At 67.3% G+C, this 523-nt stretch carries 1 protein-coding gene; it reads right to left on the bottom strand.

All coding sequences use genetic code 11. The features are described 5' to 3' along the window. Positions 1-16: 16 nt before the first annotated feature. Positions 17-523: divalent metal cation transporter (locus IEV86_RS17700; RefSeq protein WP_188484861.1), on the bottom strand; the 507-nt coding region annotated here is incomplete at its 5' end.

The raw sequence follows: 523 nt of genomic DNA, 5'->3' as shown, positions 1-523 counted from the left end.
GCTCCTCGACATGGACTCATCGGTCGTCGCTTGGCAGCGATGCGCCGTAAGCGAGCGAATACACGAGTCCGATCCGCATCGACCCAAGCCGGCCGCCCCGCCTCGGCTCGGGCCAGTCGACGCCGAGCGCGAGCAGAACGATGAGGAAGACGTTGAGGGCGACGATGAGCGCCGAGGCGGCCACGGCGATGAGCGTGATCCATCGTGCGTTCGCGAATTCGCCCATCACGCGGCGGCTGCTCGTGAGCCTGACCAGGGGGATCATCGCAAACGGGATGCCGAGGCTGAGCACGACCTGGCTGAGCACGAGCGCCCAGGTCGGGTCGACACCGATGGCGAGAACGATGAGCGCGGGGATCATCGTGAACGCGCGCTGCCACACGATCGGGATGTTCACCCGCAGCAGGCCCTGCATGATCGAGGCGCCCGCATAGGATCCGACTGCGCTCGAGGCCAGCCCCGAGGCGAGGAGACCGATGCCGAAGAAGAGGCCGACGACCTCGCCGAGGTTGGCCGTGACGAC

This window comes from Cellulomonas carbonis (assembly GCF_014636275.1).
Classification (GTDB): domain Bacteria; phylum Actinomycetota; class Actinomycetes; order Actinomycetales; family Cellulomonadaceae; genus Actinotalea; species Actinotalea carbonis.
This window is presented reverse-complemented; position numbering and strand designations above follow the sequence as displayed.